At 69.1% G+C, this 26,564-nt stretch carries 25 protein-coding genes, 1 tRNA gene and 1 pseudogene; 13 read left to right on the forward strand and 14 right to left on the reverse strand.

The annotated features are described in order from the left end of the window. Nucleotides 1-118: 118 nt before the first annotated feature. On the reverse strand, nt 119-511 hold the full coding sequence (locus tag ACX80I_RS05815) for a DUF5997 family protein (RefSeq protein ID WP_459344178.1): 393 nt from the start codon (nt 509-511) through the stop codon (nt 119-121). A gap of 70 nt (nt 512-581) precedes the next feature. On the opposite strand from ACX80I_RS05815, the gene ACX80I_RS05820 reads away from it, so the two are divergent. Next, nucleotides 582-1,283, forward strand: a complete 702-nt coding sequence (locus ACX80I_RS05820) for a LysR family transcriptional regulator substrate-binding protein (protein WP_459344179.1) — start codon at nt 582-584, stop codon at nt 1,281-1,283. 28 nt (nt 1,284-1,311) lie between these two features. Next, a pseudogene (locus tag ACX80I_RS05825) lies at nt 1,312-2,989 on the forward strand (FAD-binding dehydrogenase). A gap of 76 nt (nt 2,990-3,065) precedes the next feature. On the opposite strand, the gene budC reads toward ACX80I_RS05825, so the two are convergent. The 3 genes from budC to ACX80I_RS05840 all read right to left on the reverse strand — a co-directional run bounded on the left by budC (nt 3,066) and on the right by ACX80I_RS05840 (nt 5,412). Continuing rightward, the gene (gene budC / locus ACX80I_RS05830; protein WP_459344180.1) at nt 3,066-3,833 is read right to left on the reverse strand and encodes a meso-2,3-butanediol dehydrogenase; all 768 of its coding nucleotides are present in this window, start codon (nt 3,831-3,833) and stop codon (nt 3,066-3,068) included. Between the two features lie 124 nt (nt 3,834-3,957). Continuing rightward, entirely contained in the window at nt 3,958-4,692 is a 735-nt protein-coding gene (locus tag ACX80I_RS05835) for a GAF and ANTAR domain-containing protein (protein WP_459344181.1), read from the reverse strand. 225 nt (nt 4,693-4,917) lie between these two features. Further along, nucleotides 4,918-5,412, reverse strand: a complete 495-nt coding sequence (locus ACX80I_RS05840) for a Dps family protein (protein ID WP_459344182.1) — start codon at nt 5,410-5,412, stop codon at nt 4,918-4,920. Between the two features lie 204 nt (nt 5,413-5,616). Here ACX80I_RS05840 and ACX80I_RS05845 point away from each other — a divergent pair, with 204 nt between their 5' ends. Then, nucleotides 5,617-6,165, forward strand: coding sequence for an SRPBCC family protein (locus tag ACX80I_RS05845; protein ID WP_459344183.1), 549 nt, complete (start codon nt 5,617-5,619; stop codon nt 6,163-6,165). 53 nt (nt 6,166-6,218) lie between these two features. Here the strand turns inward: ACX80I_RS05845 and pstS are convergent, their stop codons facing one another. From pstS to ACX80I_RS05870, 5 genes are all read right to left on the reverse strand, one after another. After that, the gene (gene pstS / locus ACX80I_RS05850) at nt 6,219-7,331 is read right to left on the reverse strand and encodes a phosphate ABC transporter substrate-binding protein PstS (RefSeq protein ID WP_459344184.1); all 1,113 of its coding nucleotides are present in this window, start codon (nt 7,329-7,331) and stop codon (nt 6,219-6,221) included. A gap of 73 nt (nt 7,332-7,404) precedes the next feature. Beyond that, a complete protein-coding gene (locus tag ACX80I_RS05855; RefSeq protein ID WP_459344185.1) occupies nt 7,405-7,626 on the reverse strand; it encodes a hypothetical protein in 222 nt (73 codons plus the stop codon). A 100-nt stretch (nt 7,627-7,726) separates the two neighbouring features. Next, nucleotides 7,727-8,524: an SDR family oxidoreductase gene (locus ACX80I_RS05860; protein ID WP_459344186.1), complete on the reverse strand. Its 798-nt coding sequence runs from the start codon at nt 8,522-8,524 to the stop codon at nt 7,727-7,729. A 134-nt stretch (nt 8,525-8,658) separates the two neighbouring features. Next, on the reverse strand, nt 8,659-9,123 hold the full coding sequence (locus tag ACX80I_RS05865; protein WP_459344338.1) for an Hsp20/alpha crystallin family protein: 465 nt from the start codon (nt 9,121-9,123) through the stop codon (nt 8,659-8,661). A 211-nt stretch (nt 9,124-9,334) separates the two neighbouring features. After that, nucleotides 9,335-9,408 (reverse strand) — tRNA-Val (locus tag ACX80I_RS05870). A 197-nt stretch (nt 9,409-9,605) separates the two neighbouring features. On the opposite strand from ACX80I_RS05870, the gene ACX80I_RS05875 reads away from it, so the two are divergent. The 4 genes from ACX80I_RS05875 to ACX80I_RS05890 all read left to right on the forward strand — a co-directional run bounded on the left by ACX80I_RS05875 (nt 9,606) and on the right by ACX80I_RS05890 (nt 12,756). Next, the gene (locus ACX80I_RS05875) at nt 9,606-9,857 is read left to right on the forward strand and encodes a DUF2630 family protein (RefSeq protein ID WP_459344187.1); all 252 of its coding nucleotides are present in this window, start codon (nt 9,606-9,608) and stop codon (nt 9,855-9,857) included. Continuing rightward, nucleotides 9,857-10,519, forward strand: coding sequence for a haloacid dehalogenase type II (locus ACX80I_RS05880; protein WP_459344188.1), 663 nt, complete (start codon nt 9,857-9,859; stop codon nt 10,517-10,519). The genes ACX80I_RS05875 and ACX80I_RS05880 overlap by 1 nt, the downstream gene beginning before the upstream one ends. Nucleotides 10,520-10,679: 160 nt before the next feature. After that, nucleotides 10,680-12,065 (forward strand): TrkH family potassium uptake protein, encoded by a 1,386-nt coding sequence (locus ACX80I_RS05885; RefSeq protein ID WP_459344189.1) that lies wholly within the window; start codon nt 10,680-10,682, stop codon nt 12,063-12,065. Further along, the gene (locus tag ACX80I_RS05890; protein WP_459344190.1) at nt 12,058-12,756 is read left to right on the forward strand and encodes a potassium channel family protein; all 699 of its coding nucleotides are present in this window, start codon (nt 12,058-12,060) and stop codon (nt 12,754-12,756) included. The genes ACX80I_RS05885 and ACX80I_RS05890 overlap by 8 nt, the downstream gene beginning before the upstream one ends. Nucleotides 12,757-12,824: 68 nt before the next feature. On the opposite strand, the gene ACX80I_RS05895 is transcribed toward ACX80I_RS05890, so the two are convergent. Next, nucleotides 12,825-13,073, reverse strand: coding sequence for a hypothetical protein (locus ACX80I_RS05895; RefSeq protein ID WP_459344191.1), 249 nt, complete (start codon nt 13,071-13,073; stop codon nt 12,825-12,827). Next, entirely contained in the window at nt 13,070-13,909 is an 840-nt protein-coding gene (gene ku / locus ACX80I_RS05900; RefSeq protein ID WP_459344192.1) for a non-homologous end joining protein Ku, read from the reverse strand. Before ku ends, ACX80I_RS05895 begins: the two co-directional genes overlap by 4 nt. A gap of 69 nt (nt 13,910-13,978) precedes the next feature. Between ku and ACX80I_RS05905 the strand changes: the two genes are divergently transcribed. The 3 genes from ACX80I_RS05905 (at nt 13,979) to ACX80I_RS05915 (ending at nt 19,582) form a co-directional block, all read left to right on the forward strand. Next, nucleotides 13,979-14,473 carry an SRPBCC domain-containing protein gene (locus ACX80I_RS05905; RefSeq protein ID WP_459344193.1) on the forward strand — a complete coding sequence of 165 codons (495 nt, stop codon included), beginning with the start codon at nt 13,979-13,981 and terminating at the stop codon, nt 14,471-14,473. 80 nt (nt 14,474-14,553) lie between these two features. After that, on the forward strand, nt 14,554-17,163 hold the full coding sequence (locus ACX80I_RS05910; RefSeq protein ID WP_459344194.1) for an ATP-dependent DNA ligase: 2,610 nt from the start codon (nt 14,554-14,556) through the stop codon (nt 17,161-17,163). 34 nt (nt 17,164-17,197) lie between these two features. Next, nucleotides 17,198-19,582 (forward strand): phosphoketolase family protein, encoded by a 2,385-nt coding sequence (locus tag ACX80I_RS05915; RefSeq protein WP_459344195.1) that lies wholly within the window; start codon nt 17,198-17,200, stop codon nt 19,580-19,582. A 31-nt stretch (nt 19,583-19,613) separates the two neighbouring features. Here the strand turns inward: ACX80I_RS05915 and ACX80I_RS05920 are convergent, their stop codons facing one another. Next, nucleotides 19,614-19,997 (reverse strand): MmcQ/YjbR family DNA-binding protein, encoded by a 384-nt coding sequence (locus ACX80I_RS05920; RefSeq protein ID WP_459344196.1) that lies wholly within the window; start codon nt 19,995-19,997, stop codon nt 19,614-19,616. Nucleotides 19,998-20,085: 88 nt separating this feature from the next. Further along, nucleotides 20,086-20,787 (reverse strand): FadR/GntR family transcriptional regulator, encoded by a 702-nt coding sequence (locus ACX80I_RS05925; protein WP_459344197.1) that lies wholly within the window; start codon nt 20,785-20,787, stop codon nt 20,086-20,088. A 144-nt stretch (nt 20,788-20,931) separates the two neighbouring features. Here ACX80I_RS05925 and ACX80I_RS05930 point away from each other — a divergent pair, with 144 nt between their 5' ends. From ACX80I_RS05930 to ACX80I_RS05940, 3 genes are read left to right on the forward strand one after another with little or no spacing between them, the layout of a single operon-like run. Beyond that, entirely contained in the window at nt 20,932-22,296 is a 1,365-nt protein-coding gene (locus ACX80I_RS05930; protein WP_459344198.1) for an SLC13 family permease, read from the forward strand. 55 nt (nt 22,297-22,351) lie between these two features. Continuing rightward, nucleotides 22,352-23,614 (forward strand): CaiB/BaiF CoA transferase family protein, encoded by a 1,263-nt coding sequence (locus ACX80I_RS05935; protein ID WP_459344199.1) that lies wholly within the window; start codon nt 22,352-22,354, stop codon nt 23,612-23,614. After that, nucleotides 23,611-25,128 (forward strand): carboxyl transferase domain-containing protein, encoded by a 1,518-nt coding sequence (locus ACX80I_RS05940; protein ID WP_459344200.1) that lies wholly within the window; start codon nt 23,611-23,613, stop codon nt 25,126-25,128. Before ACX80I_RS05935 ends, ACX80I_RS05940 begins: the two co-directional genes overlap by 4 nt. Nucleotides 25,129-25,186: 58 nt before the next feature. Here ACX80I_RS05940 and nhaA read toward each other — a convergent pair whose 3' ends face one another. Beyond that, a complete protein-coding gene (gene nhaA / locus ACX80I_RS05945) occupies nt 25,187-26,551 on the reverse strand; it encodes a Na+/H+ antiporter NhaA (RefSeq protein ID WP_459344201.1) in 1,365 nt (454 codons plus the stop codon). Nucleotides 26,552-26,564 lie beyond the last annotated feature (13 nt).

A 26,564-nucleotide genomic window follows, 5' to 3' on the forward strand; every position in this document is an offset into this window, starting at 1 on the left:
AATCAACGCGGTGCGGCTTGAATGCCGCTGGAATGCGGCCTTTTTCTGGTAGGTGCGGCCCCGGATCGTGCCCGCCGGCAGGCGCAGCGCTGCACCTGCCGCCGTCGTTTCCCGGGTGTCAGGCGTCCGGTGTCTTGCGTGCGGCCTCGCGTTCCTTCACCCGCGCGGCCTCGGCGCGGACGGCGGCCTGCGTGGCACGCTCCGCCACCAGCCAGGCGGGCGGATCCTGCAGCAGAGCGGTGATCTGCTCGCTGGTCAGGGGATCCGTGACGCCTCTGCGCGCCAATCCGCTGATGGAGATCCCGAGCTTCTGCGCGACGACGGGGCGCGGGTGCGGGCCGTTGCGGCGCAGGTCGGCGAGCCACTCCGGCGGGGTCTGCTGCAGTTCGTTGAACTCGGCGCGCGTCAGCTCGGTCTCCTGGAAGTCCTGGGGAGCTGCGGGCAGGTAGATTCCCAGTTTCTTGGCCGCGGTGGCGGGTTTCAGTGTCTGGGGAGTTTTCGCGGGAGTCATTGTCCAAGCTTAACGGTCACGGCTCAACGGTTCCGGCTCAACGGTTCCGGACAGGCGCTACTGTGATCAGGTGCCCACCGACCAGCCCAGAACCCTGTCCGTCGGCTTCGTGCCGGGCGTGACGCCGGGCAAGTGGGTGGCGCGGTGGCGCGAACGGCACCCGGAGGTGCCCCTCGAGCTCCGGCAGCATGACGACGACGCCCTGGCGGCACTGCGGGACGGCTCCGACGACGTCGTCTTCGTCCGGCTCCCGGTGGACCGCGCAGGGCTCCACCTGATTCCCCTCTACGAGGAACAGCCCGTGGCGGTGATGTCACGGGACAACGAGCTGTCGCTCTACGACGACGTCCCGCTCGAGGAACTCGAGGGCCTGCTCGACGTCGCGGAGTGCGGCGGCCCGAAGACGGCCGTCGAGGTGGCCGCGTCCGGCGCGGGTGTGGTCGTCCTGCCGATGTCCCTCGCACGCCTCCATGCGCGGAAGGACGCCGTACACCGTCCCGTCCCGGGCCTGCCGACGACGACGATCGGTATCGCCTGGCGGATGGAGGACGAGTCCGATGACGTCGAGGAGTTCATCGGCATCGTCCGCGGACGCACGGCCCAGAGTTCCCGGCAGCCCTCCCAGCGCGAGGCGCCCAAGAAGAGCGCATCGCAGAAGGCGGCCGCGAAGAAGGCCGCCGCTGGGGAAGCGAAGGGGCAGAAGGAGAACAGGAAGCCCTCGCCGCCCGGGAAGGCGGCACGTCCTTCCGGTTCGCGCGGAAAACGGCGCTGACGCCCCATCCATCTTCGGAGAGCACTTCATGGACGCTGACGTTCTCATCATCGGTGCGGGACTCGCCGGTCTCGTTGCCGGCAACGAGCTCATCCGTGCGGGCAAAAAGGTCGCCATCGTGGAGCAGGAGAACGCCCGGAACCTCGGCGGGCAGGCGTTCTGGTCCTTCGGCGGCCTCTTCCTGGTCGACACGCCCATGCAGCGGCGCCTCCGTGTCCGGGACTCCTTCGACCTCGCCTGGCAGGACTGGCAGGGATCGGCGGCGTGGGACCGCCTCGACGGGTACCTGCCCGAGGACGAATGGGCGGCGCAGTGGGGCCGGGCCTACGTCGAGTTCGCCGCCGGGGACAAGCGCCCGTGGCTCGAGGAGCAGGGCGTGAGGTTCACGCCCCTGGTGGGGTGGGCCGAGCGCGGCAGCGGTACGGCGGCCGGGCACGGCAACTCCGTCCCCCGGTTCCACGTGCCGTGGGGCACGGGGACGGGCATCTCGGAGCCCTTCGCCGACAGGGCCCGGGCGGCCGCGGAGGAAGGCTCCCTGACCTTCTTCTTCCGCCACCAGGTCGACGGACTCATCCTGGACGGGGACACCGTCACCGGCGTGCACGGGACGGTCCTGGCTGCGGACGACGCCGGGCGCGGGGTCCCTTCGAGCCGGCAGGCGGTCGGCGGCTTCGAGCTGCGGGCGCAGGCCGTGGTGATCGCCAGCGGCGGGATCGGCGGCAACCATGAGCAGGTCCGCCGGTGGTGGCCCGCACGCCTCGGCACACCGCCGTCGGGCATGATCACCGGCGTCCCGCAGCACGTGGACGGCAGGATGCTGGACATCGCCGCCGCTGGCCGGAGTCCGGCTCGTCAACCGCGACCGGATGTGGCACTACACGGAGGGCGTGCGGAACTGGGACCCGGTCTGGCCGCAGCACGGCATCCGGATCCTGCCCGGTCCGTCCTCCCTGTGGCTCGATGCGCTCGGGCGGCGCCTGCCCGCCCCGGGCCTGCCCGGATACGACACCATCGGCACGCTGACGATCCTCCGGAACACCCCCGACATCGCGCAGTACGACCATTCGTGGTTCATCCTGACCCAGAAGATGATCGAGAAGGAGTTCGCGCTGTCGGGGTCGGAGCAGAACCCCGACCTCACGAACCGGGACGTGGGACTGCTGCTGAGGAGCAGGCTCGGGCGGGGTGCGCCGCCGCCCGTCGAGGCGTTCAAGAAGAACGGCGAGGACTTCGTCGTCGCCGACGGCCTGACCGGCCTCGTGGCCGGGATGAACGCCCTCACCGACACCGCCCTGCTGGATCGCGACCTCATCGAGCGGCAGATCCGGCAACGCGACGCGGAGCTGGACAACCCCTATTCCAAGGACCTGCAGGTCATGGGCATCCACAATTCCCGCAGGTTCCTCGGGGACAGGCTCACGCGGACGGCGAGTCCCCACAAGATCCTCGATCCCGCCGCGGGGCCCCTGATCGCCGTGAAGCTGCATGTCATCACAAGGAAGACCCTCGGCGGCATCCAGACGGACCTGACAGGGAGGGCCTTCGACACGGCGGGGAACCCGATCCGCGGGCTCTACGCCGCCGGGGAGGCCGCCGGTTTCGGCGGGGGAGGCGCGCACGGGTACAACGCCCTCGAAGGGACTTTCCTCGGTGGCTGCATCTTCGCGGGCCGTACCGTGGGCCGCTCCCTCGCAGCACTGCTCTAGCGGTACCTCACCAGCGGTACTTCACCAGCGGTACCTCACCAGCGGTACTTCACCGGCGGTACTTCACCGCCGTGGTTCAGGCCTGTGCCGGCTGGCCGTTGCTCGCCATCGTCCCGCCGTCCACGGGAAGGACGACGCCGGTGATGAAGCGCGCGTCCTCGCTTGCGAGGAAGAGGATGGCGGCGGCCACCTCCTCCGGCAGGCCGCCGCGCCCGAGGGCGATGCGCCGCGAGAACTCGTCGGAGAGTTCGTGGGCCGCGCCGTCGTCGCTGGTGAGGTCCGTCCAGATGAACCCGGGGGCGACGGCGTTCACCCGGACGCCGTCCCTGCCGTGGTCCAGCGCGACGGCGCGGGTGAAATTGCTGACGCCGCCCTTGGCCGCGTTGTAGGCGCTCATCCGCCAGTCGCCGGCCAGGCCGGACACCGAGGAGACGTTGACGATGCATCCCCGGGTCTCCAGGAGGTGCCCGAGGGCCGCCTTGGTGCCGTAGAACACGCCGGAGAGGTCCGTCTCGATCACGCGGTGCCAGTCGTCCACGCTGGTGTCCTGAACGGTTCCCTGGGTGATGGTGCCGGCGTTGTTGACGAGGATGTCGAGGCGCCCGTACCGCCCGACGGTCTCCTGCACCATGACCTCCACCTGCCCGAAGTCGGAGGAGTCCGCAGGTACCGCCGCCGCCCGTCCCTCCGGCAGGGAAGCGACGACTGCGTCGATCTTGTCGGGAACCGAATCGGTCAGGACCACCCTCGCCCCTTCGGCGACGAAGCGCCGTGCCGTCGCTTCACCGATGCCGGAACCGGCTCCCGTGACGACGGCGACCTTCCCGTCGAATCGCTGCTGCATGCTCGCTGTCTCCGTCCTGTCGGTCCTCCCACCGTCGCACCCGCCGCCGTCCGCACGCAACGGGAGGATCGGCACCGGCATCCGCTCCCGGCGGGGCGCCCTGCCTGCTACCGGCAGCCGGATCTCAGGGGTCGAAGTGCGTCTCGGGCCCGGCCTGCCCGATGGATGCCACCACGGAGGCGGCGATGTCGCGGACCTTCTCGTTGCGGCTGTTGGACACCGACTTCAGGATGGTGAGGGCCTCCACCTGGCTGCAGCGGTTCTGCGCCATGATGATCCCGATCGCGATGTCGATGGCGGTCCTCGACGTCATAGCAGCTTTGAGGTTCGTGACCGATTCACTGTGCTGGGCCAGCCGGACCGAGAGCATCAGGGCCTTGGAGGTCTGTGCGACGAAGGTCTCCGCGGTGGCGATGATCGTGGGATCGAAGCCGCCCTTCTCCGTCGAGTAGACGTTCAGTGCGGCACGGGCTCCGGCTTCGAGCGAGAACGGCACGGCCAGGATCGAGCTCACACCGTGCTCGGCAGTGCTGGAGAGATAGCCCCTCCAGCGTTCATCGGTGCTGACGTCGGCAACGTGCACCGTGCGCTGCTCCTCACAGGCGGTGAGGCACGGGCCCTCGGAGAAGAGGTACTGCAGTTCGTCGAGCTTCCGGGCAGCCTCGTTGCTGCTGGCCACGGTGCCTGCCCGTTTGTTGCGCAGGAGGGTGATGCCGCACAGCGTCTCCCCGGGCTGTTCGAACAGGCGGGCAGCGGCGAAGCGGGCGAATTCGGTGAGGAACTCCTCTACGTCGTCCGTATCGAGGAGGAGGTCCTGGAGGTAGTCCGCGGTGGTCTGCCCGGCAACCTGGTCGGCCATGTGTACTGGATCCTGTTTCGTTCAACCACCGGGCGTCGGGTGCATCGCGCCGGCAGGGCGTCCGGATACCTCCGGAACCGATACACAAACCCAGGGTGTCTGTGTTCGGCCTTCTGCTAGACCATTAGCCAGCCTACACAGTAGGAGAGGTCATGCTGGATGGACGATGGCCCGAGGGGACGGGAGGCGCCTGCCTCCCGTCCCCTCTCCGGTCGGTTCGACCCGTCAGACGGTGGCGTGCTCCGTGCCGACGGGGGTGACGACCTCGGCCGTCGGTTCCATGTTCTCCGCGTCCACCATCCACGCGTACTGCTCCAGCTTCGCGATGAACCCGTGCAGCAGGTCCGCGGTGGTGGGATCTTCCTCGTCGATCTGGTCATGCACGTCGCGCATGGTCTTCACGGTGGCGTTCAGCATGCGGACCACGAGACCCACGGTGTCCTTGGTGGAGACGAGGCCGGCGGGGAAGGGATCGATCTTGGTGCCCTCGGCGACGGCGACGCTGCGGCCGTCCGGGACGGCGTGCAGTGCGCGCATGCGCTCGGCCATCTCGTCCGCGAAGAGGCGGGCGTCGTCGATGATCTCGTCCAGCTGCAGGTGGAGATCGCGGAAGTTCTTGCCGACCACGTTCCAGTGGGCCTGCTTGCCCTGCAGATGCAGTTCGATCAGATCGACCAGGACGGCCTGCATGTTGTCCGTGAGGGTGGGTGAAGCCTTCATTAATCCTCCAGTGCTAGAGAGATTTTCTCCTCCCGGCAGGGCACCGGACGCGCCGATCCTCGCCGGGGGACTCCTTTCACACTAGCCCTGCGCGTTGGCCAAATCCAACGGATCTGCATACGCTAAGGGGACTTACGGTTTTGCCGTTCCGCATCTCCGAACGGGAGCGGACGGCGCCGGAGTCTCTACGAAGGAGGAACCGTTTTGGCTTCAGTACAGGAATCTATCGACGTAGCAGTACCGGTCAGTACGGCCTACAACCAGTGGACCCAATTCGAGAGCTTCCCGCAGTTCATGGGCGGCGTCGAGTCCATCACGCAGACCTCGGACACCACCACCCACTGGGTGACGAGCATCGGTGGCGTGAAGCGCGAGTTCGACGCCGAGATCACCGAGCAGCACCCGGACGAGCGTGTCGCCTGGAAGAGCACCGACGGCGAATCGCATGCCGGCGTGGTCACCTTCCACCGCCTCGACGAGAACACCACGCGGCTCATGGTGCAGATCGACTGGCACCCCGAGACGTTCACCGAGAAGATCGGCGCCGTCGTGCACGCGGACGCCGCGCAGGTGAAGGGCGACCTCAAGAGGTTCAAGCAGTTCATCGAGAAGAGCGGCGGGGAGACCGGCGCCTGGCGCGGGAACGTCGAGGCACCGCCGACCGGTGGCACCACCGACGCGACACCCGCGAACAGCACGCTGCCGGACACCTCCACGAACGACCCCGATTCGGGCGGTCCGCGCATCGGCTGACGGCGCTCCGGTGACAGGAGGCGGATCCCCAGGGGGTCCGCCTCTTCGCTGTCCTAGGGGATGTCCCCGACCTCGATCGATGCGATCGACTCGGCCGCCTGCCGGGACAGCTCGGGCGGGATGGGCGAGCTCTTCGCGGCCTCTGCGGCCTCGGCCTGGCCTTCCGCGCTGACGGCGTAGGTTCCGAAGGCCCGGATGACGTCGGCGCTCGCCTCGTTCTCGTAGCGCGCGCAGTAGACGTGGTAGGACACCAGGACCAGAGGGTAGACGCCGGGCTCACCCGTGGTCCGGTCCAGCTCCAGTGCGATGTCGTAGTCCTCGCGTCCCGGCACGCGGGTGGCGAGGTCGACGGCGGCAGCCGCCGCCTCCGAGCTGACCGGCACATAGTCCTCGCCGACCTTCAGGGCCGCGCGGCCGAGGGGGTCGCCCACCGCCGAGTCGTCGGCATAGGTCACCGCACCGACGGTACCGGCCACGGTGCTCACCACCCCGGCGTTGCCCTTGGCGTTCTCGTTCTCGAGGCCCTCCGGCCACGTTCCGTCGGGCTCCTCGGTCCAGATCTCGGGAACCACCGCGTGCAGGTAGTCCGTGAAGTTCTCGGTGGTCCCCGAATCGTCGGACCGGCTGACGGCCGAGACCGGCAGGGCCGGGAGGTCGACGCCGTCGTTCTGCGCCGCGATGGCGGGGTCGTTCCACAGGGCGATGTCGCCCCGGAAGATGCGGGCCACGGTGGCGGCGTCGAGCTTCAGTTCCGGGATGCCCGGGAGGTTGAACGCCACGCTGATGGGCGAGACGTAGGCCGGGATGTTGAAGGCACCTCCCGGCCCGCACACCTCCGTGGACTCGGCGAGTTCCTCGTCGCTGAGGTAGGCATCGGAGCCCGCGAATCCCACGGCTCCGGCCAGCAGGGCCCCGCGCCCGGCTCCGGAGCCGTCGGGCGAGTACTGCACCTGGGCCCGCGGATAGAGCGTGGCGAAGCCCGCACGCCAGGCGTCCATCGCCGGGCCCTGGGCCGAGGATCCCGCCGCGGTCACCGCTCCCTGCAGGCTCGTGTCCCCGCGCTGCGCCGCGGCTTCCTGCTCCGCGCCCAGCGGGTAGTCGGAACCGCAGGCGGTCAGGCCGAGGAGGGCGGCGAGGGACAGGGACAGGGTGGCTCGGATTCTCACCGGAGCAACGTTACAGGTGGCGAAAAGGTGAACCCAAGGTGGACGGCGGATGGACGTGCTGATTGCGGTCCGGTCACCCGCGGCGCAGGCGGTACCCGTCCGACCGGTGCACGAGCCGGCGGCCGCCGCCGTCGTTCAGGAGGATCCACAGCACTGAGGCATCATCGGTCCTCATGTCCAGCACGCCGCGGAGCTGCGTCCCTGCCGGGTGCTGGAGGGTCACGTTTTCGCCGCGCCGGAAGCCCGACCAGTCCTGGGATTCGAAATCGCTGACGGGGGAGGGGGATGCGTTCATGGCGGGCCTTTCGCAGGAGTTCGGGATCCCCACGCTAGCCCTGCCGCCTGAACGCCCTCTGAACGTGCGTTGAAGGGTGGGGGCGGGCCGGATCCGGGGATCAGAGGGTGCGCCAGTCCCCGCTCGTGAGGTGCGAACCTGCCTGCGGCCCCATGAGGAGCATCCCGCCGTCCACCACGAACGAGGCGCCGTTGACGTAGCTGGACGCGCCGGATGCGAGGAAGGCGACGACGTCGGCGATCTCCTCCGGGGCGCCCGGGCGGCCCAGGGGGATGCCGGGGCGGTCCATGCTGTGCGGATCCTGGTCCTCGGAATCGTTCATCGGGGTGTTGATCTCGCCGGGCAGCACGGCGTTGGCGGTGATCCCCCGGTCGGCGAGCTCGAGCGCGATGGTCCTCACCAGGCCGCCGAGCCCGTGCTTGGAGGCGTCATAGGCGGCCGAGCCGACGCGCGGCTGCTCCTGGTGCACGCTGGTGACCGCGATGATCCGCCCGCCCCGGCCGCCGTCGATCATGTGGCGGGCGGCACGCTGGATGCAGACGAAGGCGCCGTCGAGGTTCGCGCCCAGGGTGCCGCGCCAGGTGTCCCAGTCCGTCTCGAGGAACAGGGTCCCGCCGTTGACGCCCGCGTTGTTGACGAAGACGTCGAGTCCGCCGAGCTCCTGTGCGAGCTGGTCGATGACATCCCCGCACGCCGGGGCGTCCGTGGTGTCCAGCTGGGCTACAGCGGCGCGGACGCCCTTCTCGCGGACGAGGCGCGCGGTCTCCTCGGCGCCCTCCGAGTCCGAGTGCCAGGTGACGCCGACGTCGCATCCGGCGGCTGCGAGGGCGATGGCGGTGGCCCGCCCGATACCCGAATCGGAGCCGGTGACGATTGCCTTGCTCGGTGTGAAGTCCATACCCCATCCTTTGCACCCGGGTCAGGAGTGTGCAAGGAAAAAGTGAGGGTGCCGCGGCGGCTTGGTGGGGAGTCGGGGAGGTATTAAGGACAGCAACCCCCGGGCGGGCGCCCGGGGGTTGCTGTCAGAAGGGATCAGGCCTCGACGGCTCCCTGGCGTCCGGCGTCGGATGCAGGGGCTTCGACGGCCGTGGACTCGACTGGGGAGTCACCGCTCACGATCTCGATCTTGCGGGGCTTCGCGCGCTCGATGACGGGGATCATCACGCTGAGGACACCGTTCTCGTAGCGTGCGGAGATTCCCTCCGTGTCGACACCCTGGCCCAGGTTGAGCTGGCGCAGGAACGAGCCGCTCTCGCGCTCCCGGGTCAGCCACTTGACGCCCTCCGCGCTGCGCAGCGTGCGCTCCGCGCGGATGGTCAGGAGCTGGCCGTCGACGTCGATGTCGACCGATCCGGGATCGATGCCCGGAAGGTCCGCGGCTAGGACGTAGTGGTCCTTCTCGCGGTAGAGGTCCATCGGCATGAGACGGAGTCCCGGACGGCTCTCCAGAAGAGCGCCGGCAACGCGGTCCAGCTCGCGGAACGGATCAAACTTCATGGCCACTGGAAACATCTCCTTCACAGATGCCACCGGCAGGTGGGTTCTTCAGGGTTGAGCGCCCCTCGCTCAACTACGAAAAATGTTAGCACTCGACCCTAGGGAGTGCTAACGAATTTTGTTCGCTCAGAACGAACGGCGTGCACAGAAAAGAAGGCCCGTACCAAGCGGTACGGGCCTTCCTCGTGGTGCTGTCACCAGCCGATCCTCGTGCCTGCGCGGGGCCTCGATCCCCGGGCCTTCCGCGTGTGAAGCGGATGCTCTACCAGACTGAGCTACACAGGCAATTGGTTCTCCAACAGCTTAGGCCATCCGGGCGCCGCACCAAATTCCCCTCCCGCGCGACGTCCTCCACCTCGGGTGCTGCGCTGGTCATCGGTGTCCCGTCTCAGTAGCCTGAAGGAAAGCCTGCTGAGCATTGTGACCGGTCCGGGACCGATTCCGGGCTTCCGCGGGCATCGCCACGACGAAGGGACCGCACCATGAACAACCAGGACATCCTGCAGCGCATCCAGGCACTCGTGCAGGAGGAACACGAACTCCGCGAGCAGCCCCAGGACGCCGGAGCCGGAGCGGAGCACCAGGACCACGCGGCCCGGCTGAAGCGGGTCGAGGAGGACCTCGACCAGTGCTGGGACCTGCTCCGCCAGCGCCGGGCGAAGGCCGACGCCGGCGAGGACCCTGCAGAGGCCGACGCCCGTCCCATTCCCCAGGTGGAGGGGTACCGCCAGTAATGGCAGTCCCACTGGTGCTGTTCGACGTCAACGGGACGCTCTCGGACATGGGGCTCATGTCCCAGCACTTCGAGGAGATCGGAGTACCTCCGCAACTCTCCGCACTCTGGTTCGCCTCGGTCCTCCGGGACGGCTTCGCGCTGACCGCCGCCGGACAGAACCCGGCCTTCCGTGCGGTCGCCGAGGGGGCACTGCATGCGGTGCTCGCGGGTCAGGTCCTCAACCGGGACGCCGACGCCGCCGTCGCGCACGTGATGGACGCCCTCCAGGAGCTTCCGGTGCACCCGGACGTGCCCGAGGGGATCCGCGCGCTCACCGGGGGAGGCTTCGGTACCGCAGCGCTCACCAACGGCTCCCGGGCGACAGCGGAGGGCCTGCTGGAGCGGGCCGGCCTCTCCGTCGACACGGTGCTGTCGGTCGAGGACGCCCCGCGGTGGAAGCCCGCGCCCCAGGCCTATGCCTATGCGGTCGAGGCGCTGCAGCGGCAGGCGGGCGACGTCGTGCTGGTCGCCGTCCACCCCTGGGACATCGACGGCGCCGCCCGCGCCGGCCTCCGCACCGCCTGGCTGAACCGTGACGCGGTTCCGTACCCGCCCGCCATGACGCCTCCGGACCACGAGGTGGCCTCGCTCACCGACCTGCCCCGCGTCCTCGCGGCGTGAGACTGGAGCAGCGCGGCATCAAGGAAGCGTAAAGACGTCGCCGGGCCGCCCGGTGTCCGCTTGAATGGGTAGGTGGGGCCGACCGGCTGCACCCCTGCCACCCGTCCCCTGGAGGTCGAGCATTCCCGTGAGGCCGAGCAGGAGAACCTCCCGGGAGCCGGTGCCGGCCGCAGCAGTCCTGCGCGGCTCGCTGAGGACCCTCCGGGCCTGGGTGGCGCGCCACAGCCCCAGGCATCCCGCCCAGGTGATCGTGCTCGGCTTCGCGGCGGCGATCCTCGTCGGCACCGCACTGCTGATGATCCCGACATCGAAGGCCGGACCGGGCAGTGCGACCTTCCTCGAGGCCCTGTTCACGGCGACCTCCGCGGTCTGCGTGACAGGGCTGGTCGTCGTCGACACCCCCCGCTACTGGACCGGTGAAGGCCACGTCATCATCCTCGCCCTGATCCAGGTCGGCGGCTTCGGCATCATGTCCTTCGCATCGCTCCTCGGGGTCCTGCTCGCCCGTCGCCTGGGTCTGCGCTCCCGGATCCTGACGGCGGTCGAGACCAAGAGCGAGGGATTCGGCGACGTCCGCAACGTGCTCCTCGGCGTCCTGCGCATCACGCTGGTCGTGGAGGCCGCAACCGCGGTCCTGCTGGGGGCGCGCTTCTTCCTCGCCTACGGCTACGGCCCGGGAGAAGCCGCATGGCTGGGGATCTTCCACTCGGTGTCGTCCTTCAACAACGCAGGCTTCGCCCTCTTCAGTGACAACCTGATCGGCTATGTCGGCGATCCGTGGATCTGCCTGCCGATCAGCGCGGCCGTCATCATCGGCGGGCTGGGCTTCCCCGTCCTGTTCGAACTGCGGCGCCACTTCCGGTACCCGCACAAGTGGCACATGAACACCAAGCTCGTGCTGAGCGGCACCGTCCTCCTGCTCACCGCAGGCACCGCCTTCATCACCGCCGTCGAGTGGTCCAACCCGGCGACCCTCGGCACGCTGAGGCCGGGGGAGAGGATCCTCGCCGGGTTCTTCCAGTCCGCGATGGCTCGGACCGCGGGCTTCAACAGCGTGGACTTCGCCGACGTCCACCCCGTCACGCTGCTGGCCACGGACGCGCTCATGTTCATCGGCGGCGGTCCTGCCGGAACAGCCGGCGGCCTGAAGATCACCACGATCGGCGTCCTGGTCTTCATCCTCTACACGGAGATCAGCGGCGGCAACGCCGTCAACATCTTCGGCAAGCGCCTGCCCCGCTCGGCACACCGGCACGCCATCTCGATCGTGCTCCTCGCCGTCGGCCTCGTTCTCGGTGCCACGATGTTCCTCCTGCTCATCACGGACTTCGGCCTGGACCGCGTTCTCTTCGAGGTCGTCTCGGCCTTCGCCACCGTGGGACTCTCCACCGGCATCACGGCCGGCATCCCGCCCGCGGGCCAGGCCGTCCTGATCCTCATGATGTTCGCCGGGCGCCTCGGCCCGGTGACCCTCGCCTCCGCACTCGCGCTCCGTCCTCGACCCCTGTACTACGAATACCCGAAGGAAAGGCCCCTCATTGGCTAGGCAACGCCTGTTCTCCCCCAAGTCCGGCGAGGCGGCCGCGGTCGCCGACACCGTCGCCGTCATCGGTCTCGGCCGGTTCGGCGCCGCCCTGGCCCTCGAACTCGAGGAGGCGGGGACCGAGGTGCTCGGCATCGACAACGACGAGGACGTCGTCCAGTCCTACAACGGCCTCCTCACGCACGTGGTGCGTGCCGACACCACCAAGGAAGAGGCGCTGCGGCAGCTATCCCTGCCCGAGTTCGACCGTGTGGTGGTGGGCATCGGCACCGACCTGGAGGCGAGCATCCTCACGACGTCGATCCTGCTGCGCTTCGAGCGGCCCACCATCTGGGCGAAGGCCATCAGTGAGGCGCACGCCCAGATCCTCTCGCAGCTCGGCGTGGAGCGGGTGATCCGGCCCGAGCACGACATGGGCAAGCGCGTGGCCCACCTGGTGCGCGGCACGATGCTCGACTACGTGGAGTTCGAGGACAACTTCGCGATGGTGAAGACCCGCCCGCCGCGTGAGTACTGGAACCGCGAGCTCGGCACCACGGGCCTGCGCGCGAAGTACGGCGTCACCGTGGTCGCCGTGAAGCGCAAGGGAGGCGAGTGGGACTACACGACGGCGCAGACCACGCTCTACGACGACGACGAGATCATCGTGGCGGGTCCGACGGCCAAGGCGGAGTTCTTCAGCTCCCTGGTCTAGGACGGCTCCAGGATCCCGGAGACGTCCCGATGGCCGGGAGCGTCAGCCCGTGGGTCTCGGTCCGGGTCTCAGGTCTTCCGTGAAAGCCAGGACAATGTCAGCGCACCGGCGCTGCGCCGGAAACCGCTTCTACCGGAGACGACCTCGAGAACCGCCCAGACGGCCAGGGAGACGGAACTCGCCAGGCGCAGGCGCTCGCGGTTCCTCTCCTCGAGGGCCATGAAGGAGGCGGCGCCGAGCAGCGCCCAGCCGAGGATCGGTGCGTTCGGTTTCTGCACGATGGTCTGACGGCCAAGGCTGTCGGTGAAGAATCTCATGCGCCCTTCTTCCTGGAGGTCCCGGAGGCCTTCTTGGCGTCGGCCTTCTTCTCGCGGTTCTTCTCGACACTGCGGCGGAGGGCTTCCATGAGGTCCAGGACGTTGTCGTCGTCGTCCTCGTCCTTGTTCGCGCCGAAGGTCTCCTCGGTGTTGATGGTGTCGCCCTTCTCGATCTTGGCGTCGATCAGGGTGCGCAGCTGCACCTGGTAGTCGTCCGTGAAGTTCTCCGGATCGAAGTCCGTGGAGAAGGAGTCCACGAGCGCCGCCGACATCTGCTTCTCCTTCGCGGAGATACGGACCTTCTCCTCGAGTGCGGGGAAAGAGGCCTCCCGGACCTCGTCATCCCACAGCAGCGTCTGGAGCATGAGGACCTCCCCGCGTACCCGCAGCGCGGCGAGGCGGCTCTTCTGGCGGAGGGAGAACTGCACGATCGCGGTCCGGTCCGTCTCCTCGAGCGTGCGCCTTAGCAGGACATAGGCCTTGGTCGAGGTGCTGTCCGGCTCGAGGAAGTAGGCGCGGTCGAACATGATCGGGTCGATCTGGTCGCTCGGCACGAACTCGACCACCTCGATCTCCCGGCTCCTCTCGACCGGCAGGGACGAGAGGTCCTCCTCCGTCAGGACGACCGTGTGCTCGCCGTCGTCGTACGCCTTGTCGATGTGCTTGAAGTCCACGACCTCGTCACACACCTCGCAGCGCCGCTGGTACCGGATACGGCCGCCGTCCTTGTCGTGCACCTGGTGGAGGGCGATGTCGTGGTCCTCCGTGGCGCTGTAGACCTTGACCGGCACATTGACCAGGCCGAACGCGACCGCACCCTTCCAGATGGCTCTCATGGGTCAAGTGAACACCAAGCAGGCTTACCGGGCCAGAGGATCCCGGCCGCCCACCCCTAGACTTGAGGTGTGACTTCCGAGACCGTAGAGCCCATCGTCAGCAAGACAACCAGCGACGACGGCGGCACCGTGCTGCGCCTGGAGTTCCAGTTCGCGTTCCCGCCGACCGTGCTGTGGAAGCACCTGACCGAGGCGGACAAGCTGAAGTACTGGTTCCCCTGCGAGATGGAGTTCGAGCCGCGCAGGGACGAGGAGATCCTCTTCCGCTACGCCGACCAGAAGCCCCTCCGCGGCGTCGTGCTGGAGGTCGAACGGCCCTCGGTCCTCGCCTACACCTGGGAGAAGGACAGCCTGCGCTGGGAATTGACGCGGACGGGGGACAACGGCACGCAGCTCGTGCTGTTCCTGACGCCGGGCAGCCCGCGGCATTCGGCGACCATGGCCGCCGGCTGGCACCTCACCATCGCCGGGCTCGACGATTTCCTGAACAAGCGCAACCTCGGCCAGGACCCGGCCCTGTGGGACATCTATGTCAACCGCTACCGCGAGCAGTTCGCCGACTAGGGTCCACCGGCTCCCGGCCGCGCGGTACGCCGGCTGATTGGTACTGGAATACCGCCGCCATCCGGTCAAGACTGGAGGACATGGCCCCTCCCCGCAGCTCACGGCAGCAGACCGTTACCGTGGACGGGCGCACCCTACGGCTGTCCAACCTGGACAAGGTGCTGTATCCGGCGACGGGGACCACCAAGGCGGACGTCCTCGCCTATTACGCGGCGGTGGCGCCACACCTGATCCGGCACGCGGCGCAACGCCCGGTCACGCGCAAACGCTGGGTCCATGGCGTCGGCACGCCGGAGGCGCCGGGCGAGATGTTCTTCCAGAAGAACATCGACGACAACGCGCCGGACTGGGTGCCGCGGAACGCGATCCAGCACAAGGACCACGTGAACGTCTATCCCCTGGTCAACGACCTGGCGACGCTCACCTGGCTCGGGCAGATCGCCGCGATCGAGATCCACGTGCCGCAGTGGCGCTTCGACGCCGACGGTGCGAAGGCGAATCCTGACCGCCTCGTGCTGGACCTCGACCCCGGCAAGGGCGCCGCGCTCGCGGAATGTGCCGAGGTGGCCCGGCTCGCCCGGCCCATCCTGCAGGGCATGGGACTCGAACCGTTCCCCGTCACCAGCGGGTCGAAGGGTATCCACCTCTACTGCGCGCTCGACGGCCGGCAGACCTCGGAGCAGGTCTCCGCCGTCGCCCACGAACTGGCCCGCGCCCTCGAGGCCGACCATCCCGACCTGGCGGTCAGCGACATGAAGAAGGCGCTGCGCTCGGGCAGGGTGCTGGTCGACTGGAGCCAGAACCACGTCAACAAGACCACCGTGAGCCCGTACTCCCTCCGTGGGCGCTTCGAGCCGACGGTCGCGGCGCCGCGCACGTGGGAGGAGCTCGACGACGCCGACCTCGGGCACCTCGACTACCGGGAGATGATGCGGCGCATCGAGTCCAGAGGGGACATCCTCGCCCCGGCGGCGCCGACCGCCCCTCCCACCGATGCGGCACGGAACGCGCCGGACCGGCTGTCCACCTACCGGGCCATGCGGGACGCATCCCGCACGCCGGAGCCTGTTCCCGAGACCGTGGGCCCGCCGGGTGGCAACAGCTTCGTCATCCAGGAGCACCACGCCCGGCGCCTGCACTACGATTTCCGGCTCGAGCGCGACGGCATCCTCGTCTCGTGGGCCATCCCGAAGGGCCCGCCGCTGACACCGAGCAGGAACCACCTCGCGGTCCAGACGGAGGACCATCCCCTCGATTACGGATCCTTCGCCGGAACTATTCCCAAGGGTGAATACGGAGCCGGTGAGGTGTACCTCTGGGATTCCGGCACCTACGAACTGGAGAAGTGGCGGGACGGCAAGGAAGTCATCTGCACGCTCCACGGGAGGCCCGACGGCGGCCTGGCCCGCGGCGGCACCGCGGTCCGACGGTACGCGCTCATCAATACCGGGGGCGGGCCGAACGGCAAGAGCAACTGGCTGATCCACCTCATGAAGGACCAGCCCGCCGAGGTGGACGCCGAACCGGGCCGCCGCGGTGATCCTGCAGGTTCCGCGCCGGCCACCGCGAATGGCGCCTCCCCGAATGGCGCCCCCGCGGACGGCGCCTCGCAGGACGGCGCCTCCCCGAACGGCGGCGATGGTCCGGCTGCTCCTGATTCCCCGCCTGATTCCCGGCGGACCTCCCCGCCGGGCCCGGCGGACGGACGGGCCCGCCCTGCCGCGCCCGACGTCGTCCGCCCCATGCTCGCCACGCTCGGGTCCGAGCAGGCCATCCCCGCGCCGGACGAGTGGGCGTACGAGATGAAGTGGGACGGCGTACGCTGCATCGTCGTCGTCCGGGACGGCGCCGTCACCCTGGTCAGCCGCAACGGCATCGACACCACGCGCACCTACCCGGAGCTCGGCGACCTCGGACAGTTCCTCAGCGCCGACAGCGCCGTGCTCGACGGCGAGATCGTGGCCCTCAACGCGAAGGGCCGCCCCGACTTCAGCCTCCTTCAGACGCGCATGAAGCTGACGCACCGGTCGGAGATCGACGCGGCCCGGCAGAAGACGCCCGTGCGCCTCATGCTCTTCGACCTGCTGGAACTCGACGGCAACGACCTCACCGGCCTGGAGTACTGCCAGCGGCGGGAACTCCTCGAGAAGGCGGTCGACGAGGCGGAGGACGGCCACGTCCAGGTGCCCCCTGCCCTCGACGCGACGCTCGAGGAGGCCGTGGAGGCGAGCAGGCAGCTGGGTCTCGAAGGCATCATGGCCAAGCGGCTCTCGAGCGACTACCAGCCCGGGACGCGGTCGGCGTCGTGGGTGAAGATCAAGCACCTGCACACGCAGGAGGTCGTCGTGGTGGGGTGGCGGCCGGGCAAGGGCAACCGTGCGGCGAAGGTCGGCTCGCTGCTCGTGGCCGTTCCCGACGGCGTCGACCTGCGCTACGTGGGACGCGTCGGATCCGGCCTCACCGAGCGGGACCTCGCCGAGGTGGGCGCCCGGCTCAAGAAGCTGGCGCGGAAGACGGCGCCGCTCGACGACGTCCCGGGAGCCGACGCGTCCGACGCCCACTGGGTCCGGCCCGCCCTCGTGGGAGAGGTCCAGTACAGCGAGCACACGGGCTCCGGGCGCCTCCGGCATCCCGTGTGGCGGGGGTGGAGACCCGACAAGACGCCCTCGGACGTCGTCGTCGAATTCTGACGTACCCGCCATTCGTATTACCCAGGAGGAATAGATGACCGTTCTCGACGTCCAGCGGCTCGACGCGTGGTGGCGTGCCGCCAACTATCTCTCGGTGGGCCAGATCTACCTGAAGGACAACGCCCTCCTGATGCGGCCCCTGGTGCGCGAGGACGTGAAGGCGCGCCTCCTGGGCCACTGGGGGACCACGCCCGGCCTCAACTTCGTCTATGCCCATCTGAACCGGGTCATCTCCGAGCGGAAGCAGGAGATGCTGTTCGTCACCGGGCCCGGTCACGGCGGACCCGCCAACGTGGCCAACGCCTGGCTGGAGGGCACGTATTCGGAGGTCTACCCCTCCATCGGCAGGGATGCGGCGGGGCTCAACGCCCTGTTCCGGCAGTTCAGCTACCCCGGCGGCATCCCTTCGCATGCAGCGCCGGAAACACCCGGCTCCATCCACGAGGGCGGCGAACTGGGATACACCCTCGCCCACGCCTACGGTGCCGTCTTCGACAACCCGTCGCTGATCGCCGCAGCGGTGGTGGGTGACGGCGAGGCGGAGACCGGACCGCTGGCCACCAGCTGGCACTCCACCAGTTTCGTCGACCCGGCCGTGGACGGCGCCGTGCTGCCGATCCTGCATCTCAACGGCTACAAGATCGCGAATCCCACGGTGCTCGCGCGGATGCCGGAGGAGCAGCTGCGGCAGCTGATGTACGGCTACGGGTACGACCCGCACTTCGTCACCGTCTCGGATCCCACGGCGACGGAGGCGGCACACAGGAACTTCGCCGCCGTCCTCGATGCGTGCATCGGCGACATCCACGCCATCCAGGAGAAGGCCCGCATGTCGCCGGCCGGCGCGGATGCTGCTGCCGCCCGATGGCCCATGATCGTGCTGCGCTCGCCCAAGGGCTGGACCGGCCCGGCCGTGGTGGACGGCAAGCCCGTCGAGGGGACCTGGCGGTCCCACCAGGTGCCGCTCTCCGGGGTCGACAGCAACGAGGAGCACCTGCACCAGCTCGAGGAGTGGATGCGCTCCTACGACCCGGCGTCGCTGTTCACCGCCACGGGCGAGCTGCGGCCGGAGATCGCTGCCCTTGCCCCCGACGGTGACCTCCGCATGAGCGCGACGCCGTACGCCAACGGCGGCCGGCTCCTCCGCGACCTCGTGCTGCCGTCCTACGCGGACCATGCCGTCGAGGTGTCGCGCCCCGGGGCGGAGAAGGTGAGTCCGATGGCCACGGTGGGCGGGTATCTGCGCGACGTCATCGAGCGCAATCCCTCCACCTTCCGCCTGTTCGGTCCCGACGAGACGGCGTCGAACCGGCTGTCCGCCGTCTACGAGGTGACGGACAAGGTTTGGCAGCCGCGCATCGAGGACGTCGACGAGCATCTCGCCCGGTCGGGGCGCGTGCTGGAGGTCCTCAGCGAACACCTCTGCCAGGGCTGGCTCGAGGGGTACCTGCTGACCGGACGTCACGGGGTCTTCAACTGCTACGAGGCGTTCGTGCACATCGTCGACTCGATGTTCAACCAGTTCGCGAAGTGGCTCAAGGTGCACCGCGCTCTGTCCTGGCGCCGGCCCATCGCCTCGTTCAACTACATGCTGTCGAGCCACGTCTGGCAGCAGGACCACAACGGGTTCTCGCACCAGGACCCCGGGTTCATCGACCACGTGGTCAACAAGAAGGCGGACGTCGTCCGGGTCTACCTGCCGCCGGATGCCAACACGATGCTCGCGGTGACAGAACACTGCCTGCAGACGCGGGACACCGTCAACGTGATCGTGACAGGCAAGCAGCCCACGCCGACCTGGCTGGGACCGGAGGAGGCGCACCTGCACGTCAGGCGCGGCATCGGTATCTTCGGGTTCGCGGGCTCCGAAGAGCCCGGGACGGAGCCCGACGTCGTCCTCGGCTGTGCGGGTGACGTCCCGACGCTCGAGGCCGTGGCAGCGGCGGGCCTTCTGAAGGCCGGCATCCCCGGGCTGAAGGTCCGCGTGGTGAACGTCGTGGACCTCATGCGCCTGCAGGATGTGACGGAGCACCCGCACGGCCTGTCCGCCCGGGATTTCGACACGCTGTTCACCACCACCAAACCGGTGGTGTTCGCCTACCACGGCTATCCGTGGCTCATCCACCGGCTGACGTACCGCAGGACCAACCACGCGAACCTCCACGTGCGGGGCTACAAGGAGGAGGGCACCACGACCACGCCGTTCGACATGGCGATGCTGAACCAGATCGACCGCTTCCAGCTCGCCATGGACGTGATCGACCGCGTGCCCGCCCTCGGCGCGACCGAGGCGCGGCTCCGGCAGGACCTGCAGGACCAGCGGCAGCGGGCCTGGCAGTACACACGCGACGCGGGGAAGGACCTCGAGTCGATCACCGGCTGGACCCTCGACGAGTCCTCACCCGACGACGCCCCGTGAGGCCGGCGTTCCCGGCCGGACGCCCCGAGGGTCAGGGGTGCTGCCCGAACGTGTCCGGGTCGACGGGTCGCTGGTTCTTCGGGAGGTTCTCGACGACCTGGAGGTAGGACTCCGTGACGAGGTCCTCGACGAGCTCGGCATCGAGCGGCCCGTCCGGGTGCAGGGTGATCCAGTGCCGCTTGTTCATGTGATAGCCCGGCGTGATGTCGTCATGGGCCTCGCGGAGCATCCGCGCATCCGACGGTGAGGCCTTGAGGACCACGATCGGTTCGCCCCGGGTGGCGGTCTGCAGCAGGAAGACCTTCCCGCGCACCTTGTACACATCCCAGTCCTCGCCGAACGGATGGGTCAGTTCCGATCCGGGCAGCTCCTGGGCACGCGCCGCCGCGCAGTCCTGCAGCTTCCTGCCGTTCATCGTCCTCCTTCACCAGCGGTGGAGCGTCCGGGTGTGCGCCGCGGATCTGGTCCGGGCGACCGGGCTCCCCCCGGGCGCGAGGAGCCCCCTACTTGAGGAGTGCGACGTCCGAGACGAGCTCGATGTGGCGCTGCATCGCTTCCGCTGCTGCGGCGGAGTCCTGCGCCTGGATGGCCTGCGCGATGGCCCGGTGCGATTCGAGGGACTGCTCCGGCCTGCCGGGCTGGGCAAGGGACTCGAGGCGGGTCTCCAGGATCATCTCGCCGATGAACGCCATGAGCTGCGCCATCACGGGCGAGTGGGCGGCTGCGGTCACGGCCTGGTGGAACAGCTCGTCACCGTGGGCGCCGCGGTCGCCGTCGTCGATCTCGGACTTCATCACCTCGAGCGCCGTGGCGATCGCGGCGAGGTCCTCCTCCGTGTGCCGCTCGGCCGCCAGTGCCGCGAGCTTCACCTCGAGGGTGCTGCGTGCCTCGACGATGTCCGGGAGGCGGCTCCGGTGCTCACGCAATCCCTTGATCACGCTGGCGACGCTCGCGCGGTGGCGCAGGACTGCGCCGGTGCCGTGCTGGACGTCGATGACGCCGAGGACCTCGAGGGCGACGAGCGCCTGCGCGAGGGTCGCCCGGGAGACGCCGAGGCGCTCGGCGAGGTCGCGTTCGGCCGGGAGGAGGTCGCCGGGGCGCAGCCGGGCCGACTCGATGTAGCCCAGCAGCTGCTCGACGAGCTGTTCGTACAGGCGCGGACGCGCAAGGCGGCCCAAGGGTTGCGGATCAGCGGCGTCGGTCATCCTGGCTCTCCCCATGTAGTGGTGCGCCCATGCTATCGGTGAACGTTTGACAGGGACACCCAGTCTCCTACAGGCTAGGCCAGTGGTCCTGTAACTCACGTCACAGGACCAGCACACTTTTCCGTAGCCCGTTGGAGGATAACGATGTCCGCTCCACTCCTCTCGATCATCATCCTTGCGGCGATGTTCCTGATAGCCACCCTGCTGCCCATCAATATGGGCGCCCTCGCCTTCGTGGGGGCCTTCCTGCTCGGTGCCGTCTTCCTCGGGATGGAGACCGACGACATCATCGCCGAATTCCCCGGGGGACTGTTCCTCACCCTCGTCGGGGTGACCTACCTATTCGCCATCGCGCAGAACAACGGCACCATCGACCTGCTGGTCCGGGGTGCGGTGAAGCTGGTCCGCAACCGCGTGGCCCTCATCCCGTGGGTCATGTTCCTGATCACCGCCGTCATCACCGCCGTCGGCGCGCTCGGCCCCGCAGCCGTGGCCATCATGGCGCCCGTCGCGCTCGGTTTCGCCGCACGCCACAAGATCTCCCCGCTGCTCATGGGCATGATGGTGGTCCACGGTGCGCAGGCGGGCGGTTTCTCGCCCATCGCCGTGTACGGCGTCATCGTCAACGACATCGGCGGGGAGTCCGGCTTCGAATCGAGCCCCCTCGCCGTATTCCTGTCGAGCTTCATCTTCAACCTGCTGATCGCCGTCGTGCTCTTCGTCGTCCTGGGTGGACGCACGCTCCTGTCCTCGCGCATCTCCCACTTCGTCGAGGAAGCGGCCGAGGCCCGCATGAGCGTCAGCCCCGGAGCCCGCAGGGCCGACGTCGCCTACAAGGGGACCGGCAGCGGAACCTACGGACCCCGCGATCCGGCCGGTGACGGCGTCGACGCCGTGAGGTCCCGTGAGGACCGCATCTCGCAGACAGCCACCATCCTCGGCTTGATCGCGCTCGCCGTGATCGCCCTCGGATTCAAGGTCGACGTCGGGTTCGTCGCCATCACCGTCGCCGTGATCCTCGCGCTGATCTCGCCGAAGGCCCAGAGCGGTGCCGTCAACAAGATCGCCTGGTCCACGGTGCTCCTCATCTGCGGCATGCTCACCTTCGTCGGTGTCCTCCAGGCCGCCGGCACCATCGAGTACGTCTCCAACGGCGTCGCCGGCCTCGGCATGCCCCTGCTCGCCGCGCTGCTCATCTGCTACATCGGTGCGGTCGTCTCCGCCTTCGCCTCATCCACCGCGATCCTCGCGGCGCTGATCCCGCTGGCCATCCCGTTCCTCGAGACCGGTGCCGTGGGCGCCGTCGGCGTGGTCTGCGCCCTCGCGGTCTCGTCGACGATCGTGGACGTCTCGCCCTTCTCCACCAACGGCGCACTCGTCCTGGCGAACGCGCCCGAGGGCACGGACAAGGACCGCTTCTACCGGCAGATCCTCGGCTACGGAGCCATCGTCGTGGCTGCCGGCCCCGTCATCGCCTGGCTCGCCCTCGTGGTGCCCGGCTGGCTCTGACCCTCCCGGCGACCCCGCCGATCCGACCGACCCCGACAGAACCACCGGAGGACGCATGAGCGCCGAGACCACCGCGCAGACCACCGCGCAGACCACCGCGCAGACCACCGCGCAGACCACCGACACCGCGACGCGCGGGGGTCCACTGGCGGGCCGCCTCGTCGTGGACCTCAGCCGGGCCCTCGCCGGACCGCACGCCGGTATGATGCTCGGCGACCTCGGTGCCCGCGTGATCAAGGTCGAGACGCCGGGCACCGGTGACGACACCCGCGGATGGGGCCCGCCCTTCGTCGGCCCCGAGGACGACCGCCAGGCCACCTACTTCCTGTCCTGCAACAGGAACAAGGAGTCGATCGCCCTGGATCTCAAGAGCGACGACGGCAGGGCCGTCCTCGCGGAACTGCTGCGCCGCGCCGACGTGGTCGTCGAGAACTTCCGGACCGGGGTCCTCGACAGGCTCGGTTTCTCCACGGACGCGATGCTCGAGCTCAATCCCGGGCTGGTCATCCTCTCCATCACCGGCTTCGGCCACGACGGACCCGAGGCGAAGCGCAGCGGTTACGACCAGATCGTCCAGGGCGAGGCGGGCCTCATGTCCGTCACCGGCCCCGATCCGGACAACCCCCAGCGCGTCGGCGTCCCGATCGCCGACCTGCTGTCCGGCATGTACGGGGCATACGGTGCGGTCGCCGCCCTGCTCGAACGGGAGCGGACGGGCAGGGGACAGGTGGTGCGCACGTCCCTGCTCGCGGCCATCATCGGCGTCCACGCCTTCCAGGGCACGCGGACCACGGTCGCCGGCGAGGTGCCGCAGGCCCAGGGCAACCACCACCCCTCGATCGCCCCGTACGGCCTGTTCAACTGCCGGGGCGGCAAGGTCCAGATCAGCGTGGGCAGCGAAAAACTGTGGGCCACCTTCACCTCGGCCTTCGGGATACCCTCGGACCGGCCCGAGTTCGCCACGAACGCGGACCGGGTGCGGAACCGGGACCTGCTGATCGGCGTCGTCGAGGACGCGTTCTCCGCCTACGAGGCGGAGCCCCTGCTCGCGAAGCTCAACGAGGCCGGCATCCCCGCGGGCAAGGTCCGGACCCTCGACGAGGTGTACGCGTGGGAGCAGGTGCACTCGCAGGGCCTGCTGCTCACCGTCCAGCACCCGGTCCTCGGGGACATCGCGCTGCCCGGCCCGCCGCTGCGCTTCTTCGACGGTTCCGCCGAGACCACGCTCACCAGCCATACGGCGCCGCCCCTGCTCGACGGCGACGGTGACGCGATCCGCGCCTGGCTCGCCGAACCCGCAGGCGGTGCCCGGGCGTGAGCGCGGAGGCCCGTGTGCGGCACCTGACGGCCCGGGAACTCATCGACGCCGTGCTCGACGCCGGGTCGTTCAGCTCCTGGGACAGCCCGATCCCGATCCCCGCCTCCGCATCGTCGTCCTACCAGGAGGAGTTGCGGCGGGCCCGGGAGAAGAGCGGGGTGGACGAGTCCGTCCTGACGGGTGAGGGCTCTATCCACGGCCGGCGCGTCGCCGTGATCGTCTCGGAATTCACGTTCCTCGCCGGATCGATCGGCAGTGCCGCCGCCGGCCGGATCACCGCGGCGATCCACCGGGCCACCCGGGAGCGCCTGCCCCTCCTGGCCGGACCGGCGTCCGGCGGTACGCGCATGCAGGAGGGAACACCCGCGTTCCTGTCGATGGTCGACATCACCGGGGCGGTGCGGGCCCACCGGCAGGCCGGCCTGCCCTACCTGGTCTACCTGCGGCACCCCACCACGGGCGGCGTCATGGCGTCCTGGGGCTCCCTGGGCCATGTGACCGTAGCCGAGCCCGGGGCGCTGCTCGGGTTCCTGGGCCCCCGCGTCTACGAGGCGCTGTACGGCGCGCCGTTCCCGACCGGCGTCCAGACCGCCGAGAACCTGTTCGACAAGGGCCTGATCGACGCCGTCGTGCCGCCGGAGCACCTGGCGGGGATCGTCGACAGGGCCCTGACCGTCCTGGTCGCCGAGCCGTCGGGAACGCCTCCGGCGCCGTCGACGGCGTCCGTGCGGCCCGGCACCGCCGATGCCTGGACGTCGATCCTCATCTCCCGCAACCGCAGGCGCCCGGACCTCCGGCGCCTGCTCGCCTACGGCGCACGGGACGTGCTGCCGCTCAACGGCACGGGCCAGGGAGAGAAGGACCCGGGGCTGCTGCTCGCCCTGGCGCGCTTCGGCGAGCAGCCGTGCATCGTGCTCGGCCATCAGCGGCCGCGCCAGCCGGGTGATTCGGTCATGGGGCCGGCGTCGCTCCGGGAAGCGCGCCGTGGCATGAAGCTCGCCGAGGAGCTCGGCCTGCCGCTACTCACCGTCATCGACACCGCCGGCGCGGACCTGTCGAAGGAAGCGGAGGAGGGTGGGCTGGCCGGTGAGATCGCCCGTTCCCTGCACGACCTCATCGGGCTCGCGTCGCCGTCCGTCTCCGTGCTGCTCGGACAGGGTGCGGGCGGCGGGGCCCTCGCGCTGCTGCCGGCCGACAGCACGATCGCCGCGGAGCACGCATGGCTCTCACCGCTGCCCCCCGAGGGGGCGAGCGCGATCGTTCACCGGACGGTGGACCGGGCCGCCGAGATGGCCGAGTCCCAGGGCGTCAAGGTCGCGGCCCTCGTCGGGCGGGGCGTCGTCGACCACGTGGTCGACGAGCGGCCCGACGCCGCGGAGGAGGGGCGGGCCTTCTGCGAGCGGATGGCCGTCGCCATCGAATACGAACTGGCCCGCGTTCAGGGGCTTCCCGCGGCGGACCGCCTGGCGCGGCGCGCGGGCAAGTACCGGGCGGGCACCGCGCAGGACGGCTAGCCGGTTCGTCTCCTGAGGTACCGGGCGGCCGCCGCTCTCGCAGGCGGACAAGGTCCTGTCAGGATCGGTGCTGGTAGACGTCCGGGGTGCCGTCGTCGTCGGTGTCGATGCTTTCTTCGGCTTCGATGGTCCGGTAGTGCCTGTTGCGGCTGCGCAGGATGATCGAGGACAGGAGAGCCGCGGTCAGGGACGCGGTGAGGATCCCTACTTTGGCATGATCGTTCGTCGTCCCCCCGTCACCGAAGCTCAGGTCGGCGATGAGCAGGGACACCGTGAAGCCGATGCCTGCCAGCAGGGCGACCCCGATCAGGTCCACCCACTTCAGCGATGCATCGAGGTTGACGCGGGTGAGTTTGGTGAGCAGCCAGGTGGTGCCCACGATGCCGATAGGTTTGCCGGCGACGAGGCCGGCGATGATGCCCAGTGTCACCGGGTCGGAGAGTGCTGACAGGAATCCGTTCCACCCCCCGACGGCGACGCCGGCGGAGAAGAACGCGAACACGGGGACCGCGAAGCCAGCCGAGAGGGGTCGGAAGCGGTGTTCGAAGATCTCGGACAGTCCCGGCCCTGCATCCGGTCCTCCGCTCGCTTGGCTGCGGATGACCGGAACGGCGAAGCCGAGCAGGACCCCTGCGACCGTGGCATGGATGCCTCCGGCATGCACGAGCGCCCAGACCGCGAAGCCGATCGGGAGCAGGATGAACCAGGCGGCGGCGGGTTTGAGTCCGAAGAAGCGCCGGTACTTCTGGGCGAGGACCGTGAACAAGCCCAGCGGAATCAGCGCCAGCAGCAGCGGGGCGAGGTGCAGATCATCCGAGTAGAAGACAGCGATGATGGTGATCGCCAGCAGGTCGTCGACCACCGCGAGGGTGAGCAGGAAGATCCGCAGCGCGCTGGGGAGGTGGGATCCGACGATCGCGAGGACGGCGACAGCGAAGGCGATGTCCGTGGCCGTCGGTGTCGCCCAGCCCTGCAGGGTCTCCGGGCTGGCGAGGTTGATTCCCGTGTAGAGGAGGGCCGGTACGGCGACGCCACCGAAGGCCGCGGCGACCGGTACGACTGCCTGGGTGAAGTTGCGCAGGTCCCCGGCGACGAATTCGCGTTTGAGTTCCAGGCCGACGAGGAAGAAGAAGACAGCGAGGAGCCCGTCCGCCGCCCACGCGCCGAGGCTGAGTTCCAGATGCCACGGCTCGTACCCGACACGGAAGTCCCGCAACGCGAAGTAGCTGTCCGCGGCAGGGGAATTAGCCCAGACCAGCGCGATTGCTGCGGCGACGACGAGCAGGATCCCGCCGACGGTTTCCTTGCGGAGGATCTCGCCGATCCGCAGGACCTCGGAATAGGTGCCACGGCCCAGAATCCCGGATCCGGGTGCGGGGGTAGGTGCGGCGGTGGGTGAGTGGTCGGGTGTTTCTTCGGCCATGGGAGGCTCCTGC

Source organism: Arthrobacter rhamnosi (genome assembly GCF_054510855.1).